At 68.3% G+C, this 6,304-nt stretch carries 6 protein-coding genes; 5 read left to right on the top strand and 1 reads right to left on the bottom strand.

What is annotated here, in order from left to right; genetic code table 11:
* On the bottom strand, nucleotides 1-992 hold a 992-nt coding region (locus tag G3O00_RS38765), incomplete at its 3' end, for an MFS transporter (RefSeq protein WP_241025532.1).
* 144 nt (nucleotides 993-1,136) lie between these two features.
* On the opposite strand from G3O00_RS38765, the gene G3O00_RS38760 reads away from it, so the two are divergent.
* The 5 genes from G3O00_RS38760 to G3O00_RS38740 all read left to right on the top strand — a co-directional run bounded on the left by G3O00_RS38760 (nucleotide 1,137) and on the right by G3O00_RS38740 (nucleotide 6,304).
* Nucleotides 1,137-2,069, top strand: a complete 933-nt coding sequence (locus tag G3O00_RS38760) for a LysR family transcriptional regulator (protein WP_206146152.1) — start codon at nucleotides 1,137-1,139, stop codon at nucleotides 2,067-2,069.
* Nucleotides 2,070-2,285: 216 nt separating this feature from the next.
* Complete coding sequence (gene miaB / locus G3O00_RS38755; RefSeq protein ID WP_046544464.1) at nucleotides 2,286-3,659, top strand: tRNA (N6-isopentenyl adenosine(37)-C2)-methylthiotransferase MiaB; 1,374 nt, start codon at nucleotides 2,286-2,288, stop codon at nucleotides 3,657-3,659.
* A 29-nt stretch (nucleotides 3,660-3,688) separates the two neighbouring features.
* Nucleotides 3,689-4,735 (top strand): PhoH family protein, encoded by a 1,047-nt coding sequence (locus G3O00_RS38750; RefSeq protein ID WP_174930693.1) that lies wholly within the window; start codon nucleotides 3,689-3,691, stop codon nucleotides 4,733-4,735.
* A 147-nt stretch (nucleotides 4,736-4,882) separates the two neighbouring features.
* The gene (gene ybeY / locus G3O00_RS38745; RefSeq protein ID WP_011353129.1) at nucleotides 4,883-5,659 is read left to right on the top strand and encodes an rRNA maturation RNase YbeY; all 777 of its coding nucleotides are present in this window, start codon (nucleotides 4,883-4,885) and stop codon (nucleotides 5,657-5,659) included.
* Nucleotides 5,660-5,671: 12 nt separating this feature from the next.
* Nucleotides 5,672-6,304: a gamma-glutamylcyclotransferase gene (locus tag G3O00_RS38740; protein WP_011353130.1), complete on the top strand. Its 633-nt coding sequence runs from the start codon at nucleotides 5,672-5,674 to the stop codon at nucleotides 6,302-6,304.

The raw sequence follows: 6,304 nt of genomic DNA, 5'->3' as shown, positions 1-6,304 counted from the left end.
GCATCGAGCGCCAGCGCGCCGGGCCCGGTCACGCCGATGTCGCGCTGCAAGACACCGTCGGTCGTATAGACGCGCACGCGGTTGCCGTAGAAATCGCTTGCATACAACAGGTTGCCGGCCGTCGCGACCGCATGGTGGCTCGTCCTGGCGAACACGACCATCACCGCCATCAGCGCGACGAGGATCGCGATCAACGACGGCATCAGCGCGCGGTCCGCGAGCTTGCCGCCGAGCGTGTTGCCGATCGTCAGGCCCGCGCCGAACAGCACGAGGATCAGCGCGACCGCACGCGGCGAATAGCCCGACACGGACTGGAGAATCGGCGCGATGTACGTGAACACGACGAACACGCCGCCGAAGCCGAGCACGGTCATCAACAGCGCGAGCCACACCTGCGGCTCCTTCAGCACGCGCACTTCGTGACCGAGGCCGACCGGCCCGCTGTCGTGGCGATTCGGCACGAGCGCGGCTACGCCGCCGAGCGCCAGCACGCCGAGCGCGGCGACGATCCAGAACGATGCGCGCCAGCCGAGCAACTGGCCGACGAAGGTGCCGAACGGCACGCCGAGCACATTCGACAGCGTGAGCCCCGTGAACATCAGCGCGATCGCGCTCGCGCGCTTGTCGGTCGGCACGAGCGACGCGGCGACCACCGCGCCGATCCCGAAGAACGACCCGTGCGCGAACGACGTGACGACGCGCGCGACCATCAGCATCGCGTAGCCGGACGCGGTCGCGCACAGCACGTTGCCGACGATGAAGATCGCCATCAGCAACTGCAGCGCGGCCTTGCGCGGCATGCGGCTCGTCAGCACCGCGAGCAGCGGCGCGCCGGCCGCGACACCGAGCGCGTAGCCGGTGACCAGCAGGCCGGCCGACGGCAGCGACACGGCCAGGTCGTGCGCGACTTCGGGCAGCAGGCCCATGATGATGAACTCGGTGGTACCGATGGCGAAGGCGCTGATCGCAAGCGCCAGTAACGGGATGGGCATGACGTTCTCCGGAAGGCGGCGGACGCGGCGCCTGGTCGGTGCCGCACCGCACAAAAGGCAGGATGTGCGCATTGTCCCGAAGATGCCTATATTTGATAATTGGTGTGGCATTTGAACCATTTTCAAATATTTCTGAAAAATCCTATGGATCGACTGGGCGATATCCGGCTGTTCGTCGAGGCGGCCGAACTGGGCAGCCTGTCCGCCGCCGGGCGCAAGCTGAACCTCACGCCGGCCGCCGCGAGCGCACGCCTCGCCAAGCTCGAGGCGGCGGTCGCCACCCGGCTGTTCGACCGCTCGACCCGGCAGTTGCGGCTCACCGACGAGGGCCGCCTGTACCTGAACGGCTGCCGGCAGGCGTTGCAGGCGCTCGACGACGCGAACGCGCTGCTGCAGGCCGGCCGCAATGTCGTCGGCGGCCGCGTGCGACTGTCGGCGACGTCCGACTTCGGCCGCCGCCGGCTGCTCGACTGGCTCGACGAATTCACCGCGCGCTACCCGGACGTGACGTTCTCGCTGACGGCGTCCGACTCGACGGTGAACCTGTGGCAGGACGAGATCGACCTCGCGATCCGCTTCGCGGCGCCGCCCGACGGCGCACTGATCGCCCGCCGGCTCGCCGCGGACCGGCGCGTGCCGTGCGCGGCGCCGTCCTTCATCGAGCGCCACGGCGTGCCGAACGATCCGCACGATCTGGCCCGCTTTCCATGCAACGTGATCACGGTGGCGTCCGGGCCGATGAACACGTGGCGCTTCACGCGCGGCGACGACACGCAAACCTGCACGGTGCCGCTCGGCACCGCATTCGAGACCAACGACGGCGGCCTCGCCCGCGAGTGGGCGCTGCGTGGCCGCGGCATCGTGCTGAACTCGATCTGGGATGTCGCCGACGACATCCGTGCCGGGCGGCTCAAGGTCCTGCTGCCCGACTGGCGGCACCAGAGCGCGCCGCTGCACGCGATCTATCCCGGCAAGCGCTACATGGCGCCGCGCGTGCGCGTGCTGCTCGACTTTCTCGCCGAACGCTTCGCGCGCGAGGAAGCCGCGCATGAAGACCTGCTGAACGCCTGCCACTGACGGCCGGCACGCCACCATTCAAGGGTCGGAACGTGACGGACGCCGTCGCGCGGCCGCAACCGGCCGCCCGTCCCGGCCAGCATGAAAAGCTATAATGGAAGGCTTTCCCGACGGCTTTTCATGCAGGCTGCGCGCGATCCGCGTGCAGCGCACGGCCGTCCCGATTCACCCTATAGACGACGCCCCCAGGTCAACCACTGCGAACGGCGAACCCCCATGACCAAGAAAGTTTACGTAAAGACCTTCGGCTGCCAGATGAACGAGTACGACTCGGACAAGATGGTGGACGTGCTGAATGCGGCCGAAGGCCTCGAAAAGACCGATACGCCGGAAGACGCGGACATCATCCTGTTCAACACGTGCTCGGTGCGTGAAAAGGCGCAGGAGAAGGTGTTCTCCGATCTCGGCCGCGTGCGCGAGCTGAAGGAAGCGAAGCCCGGCCTGCTGATCGGCGTCGGCGGCTGCGTCGCGAGCCAGGAAGGCGCATCGATCGTGTCGCGCGCGCCGTACGTCGACCTCGTGTTCGGCCCGCAAACCCTGCACCGCCTGCCGCAGATGATCGACGCGCGCCGCGAGAGCGGCCGTGCGCAGGTCGACATCTCGTTCCCCGAAATCGAGAAGTTCGACCACCTGCCGCCCGCGCGCGTCGAGGGGCCGAGCGCGTTCGTGTCGATCATGGAAGGCTGCTCGAAGTACTGCAGCTACTGCGTGGTGCCGTACACGCGCGGCGATGAAGTGTCGCGCCCGCTCGACGACGTGCTGACCGAAGTGGCCGGCCTCGCCGACCAGGGCGTGCGCGAAGTCACGCTGCTCGGCCAGAACGTGAATGCCTATCGTGGCGCGCTGGCGGCCGGCTCGCCGGAAATCGCCGATTTCGCGACGCTGATCGAATACGTCGCCGACATCCCCGGCATCGAACGGATCCGCTATACGACGTCGCACCCGAAGGAATTCACGCAGCGCCTGATCGACACCTACGCGAAGGTGCCGAAGCTCGTGAGCCACCTGCACCTGCCCGTCCAGCACGGCTCCGACCGCATCCTGATGGCGATGAAGCGCGGCTACACGGTGCTCGAATACAAGTCGGTGATCCGCAAGCTGCGCGCGATCCGCCCGGACCTGTCGCTGTCGACCGACATGATCGTCGGCTTCCCCGGCGAGACCGAGGACGATTTCGACAAGATGATGGCGCTCGTGCACGAGATGAGCTACGACACCAGCTTCTCGTTCATCTACAGCCCGCGCCCCGGCACGCCGGCCGCGAACCTGCACGACGACACGCCGCGCGAAGTGAAGCTCAAACGCCTGCAACATCTGCAGGCGACCATCGAGGAAAACGTCGCGCGCATCAGCCAGTCGATGGTCGGGAAGGTCGAGCGGATCCTCGTCGAGGGCCCGTCGCGCAAGGATCCGAACGAACTCGCGGGCCGTACCGAGAACAACCGGGTCGTGAATTTCCCGGCGCCGCTCGCATCGCACCCGCGCCTGATCGGCCAGATGATCGACGTGAAGATCAACCATGCGTACCCGCATTCGCTGCGCGGCGAGCTCGTGCTCGTCAGCGACGACGCGAGCGCGGCCACCCACTGACTGACGCTCAACAGGAACCCGACGCCACTTTGAAGCCGACCCAAGCACTGGAATTCGTCGCGCCGCGCGACGACAACGCGCGCCTCGCCAACCTCTGCGGCCCGCTCGACGAGAACCTGCGGCAGATCGAACAGGCGCTCGACGTCACGCTGTCGCGACGCGGCCACCGGATCGCGATCCGCGGCCGCGGCGCCAAGCTCGCGCTCGCCGCGCTCGAGAACTTCTACAACCGCGCGCGCGATGCGTTGTCGGTCGACGACATCCAGCTCGCGCTGGTCGAAGTGCGCCACACGGCCGGCAACGGCCGCCAGGACACGCTCGACGTGCGCTTCCGCGGCGACCCCGACCATCCGTTCGACGAGCCCGTCCTGCAGCTCGACGCCAGCGAGCCGGACGAGGAGCCCGCACCGAAGCTCTACACGCGGCGCGCCGACCTGCGCGGCCGCACGCCGGCACAGCGCGAATACCTGAAGCAGATCCTGTCGCACGACGTGACGCTCGGCGTCGGGCCGGCCGGCACCGGCAAGACCTACCTCGCGGTCGCGTGTGCAGTCGACGCGCTCGAGCGCGACCAGGTCAAGCGGATCGTGCTGACGCGCCCGGCCGTCGAGGCCGGCGAGCGGCTCGGCTTCCTGCCGGGCGATCTCGCGCAGAAGGTCGACCCGTACCTGCGCCCGCTGTACGACGCGCTGTACGACCTGCTCGGCTTCGACAAGACGGCGAAGATGTTCGAGCGCCAGATGATCGAGATCGCGCCGCTCGCGTACATGCGCGGCCGCACGCTGAATCACGCGTTCATCATCCTCGACGAGGCGCAGAACACGACGCCCGAACAGATGAAGATGTTCCTCACGCGGATCGGCTTCGGCTCGAAGGCGGTCGTGACCGGCGACACGAGCCAGGTCGACCTGCCGCGCGGCCACAAGAGCGGCCTCGTCGAGGCGCAGCAGGTGCTCGGCGGCGTGCGCGGCATCGCGCTCACGCGCTTCACGAGCGCGGACGTCGTGCGCCATCCGCTCGTCGCGCGCATCGTCGAGGCATACGACGAATTCCACGCGCAGCACCAGGACGGCTGACCGGCCGGCGGCACCTGCACGCCGCCCCGGCCCGACAGCCCGGCCCGGCCCGCCAGACGGCGCGCCGGGCTTTTTTTCGCCTGCTTGAATTCGGGTGCGATCGGCCGTTTGGTGTATCCTCAACGCGTCCTAATCGCCGCACGCGTCATGAAATCCTCCCGTTCTCGCAAGTCCGGGCGCGCCCAGTCCACCGCGCCCGCCTCCCCCCGCCTTTCGCTGTTCGACGCGAAGGGCAAGGCCCGGACCGTCAACGCGCAAGGGCTGCGAATCGACTTCCCGGATGGCCGCAGCCTGATGTTCGACCTGTCGGGCAGTTCGGGAGAAGCCGCCGTCGCGATCGTCGCGCAGCACAACGATCCGGCCATGCGCGCGAAGCTCGCGCTGCAGCCCGAGCACTACGACAGCGTGACGCTGCACGTGGGCGCCGAGCCCGCACCGCGCGAAGACGACACCGAAGACGCGCTTCGCGAGCCTGAGCTCGACCTGTCCGTGCAGTACGGTGACGAAATCACGAGCGACGTGCGCAAGACGCTGCCCAAACGCAAGCTGATCGCCGAATGGATCGAGCCGGCGCTGTTCGCCAGCGCGCAGCTCACCGTGCGCTTCGTCGGCGAGGAAGAAGGCCGCACGCTGAACGCCGGCTACCGCCACAAGGACTACCCGACCAACGTGCTGACCTTCGCGTACGACGCGGCGCCCGACGGCACCGTGATCGGCGACCTCGTGCTGTGCTGCCCGGTGGTCGAGAAGGAAGCGCACGAGCAGGGCAAGCCGCTCACGGCCCACTACGCGCACCTGCTGGTGCACGGCGCACTGCATGCGCAGGGCTACGACCACGAGACGAGCGACGAAGACGCGGCCGAGATGGAAGCGCTCGAAGTCGACATCCTCGCGAAGCTGGGCTTCCCGAACCCGTACCAGTAAGCCCTCTGCACGATGCGCAACGCCGCGACGCTCCCGCCTGCCTACCCGCCGTCGATCGGCGACGGGCGCCTGCTGACGGAAGACGAGCTCGCGGCCTCGCTCGCGCACACGATGCGCGACTGGGACGGCCAGCAGGATCTCTGGCTCTTCGGCTATGGCTCGCTGATCTGGAACCCGGGGTTGCCGACCATCACCGCCGTGCGCGGCAAGGTGCACGGCTATCACCGCGGGCTCTACCTGTGGTCGCGCGTGAACCGCGGCACCCCCGAACGCCCGGGCCTCGTGCTCGCGCTCGATCGCGGCGGCTCATGCTCGGGCATTGCGTTCCGGCTCGCCGGCCCGACCGCGCAACCGCACCTCGAAACGTTGTGGAAACGCGAGATGCCGATGGGCTCGTACCGGCCCGCGTGGCTGCCGTGCTCGCTGGAAAACGGCGAACGCGTGAACGCGCTCGCGTTCGTGATGCGCCGCGACGCGCCCACCTACACGGGCAAGCTGACCGATCCCGTCGTGAAGGAAGTGTTCGGCTGCGCGGCCGGCCGCTACGGCACGACACTCGACTACGTGAGCCGCACGGTCGACGCGCTGCGCGCGAGCGGCATCCCCGATCGCGCGCTGGAAGGGCTGCTCGCACGATGCCGGTGA

It is taken from the genome of Burkholderia sp. Ac-20384 (assembly GCF_017104605.1).
Taxonomy (GTDB): domain Bacteria; phylum Pseudomonadota; class Gammaproteobacteria; order Burkholderiales; family Burkholderiaceae; genus Burkholderia; species Burkholderia lata.
Note: the sequence above shows the minus strand (reverse complement) of the source record. Positions and strands in the feature narration are given on the sequence as shown.

What these genes read in the sequence shown, in the direction of transcription:
- G3O00_RS38760 (WP_206146152.1), top strand. Translation starts at nt 1,137, where the DNA reads ATGGATCGACTGGGCGATATCCGGCTGTTCGTCGAGGCGGCCGAACTG.
- miaB (WP_046544464.1), top strand. Translation starts at nt 2,286, where the DNA reads ATGACCAAGAAAGTTTACGTAAAGACCTTCGGCTGCCAGATGAACGAG.
- ybeY (WP_011353129.1), top strand. Translation starts at nt 4,883, where the DNA reads ATGAAATCCTCCCGTTCTCGCAAGTCCGGGCGCGCCCAGTCCACCGCG.
- G3O00_RS38740 (WP_011353130.1), top strand. Translation starts at nt 5,672, where the DNA reads ATGCGCAACGCCGCGACGCTCCCGCCTGCCTACCCGCCGTCGATCGGC.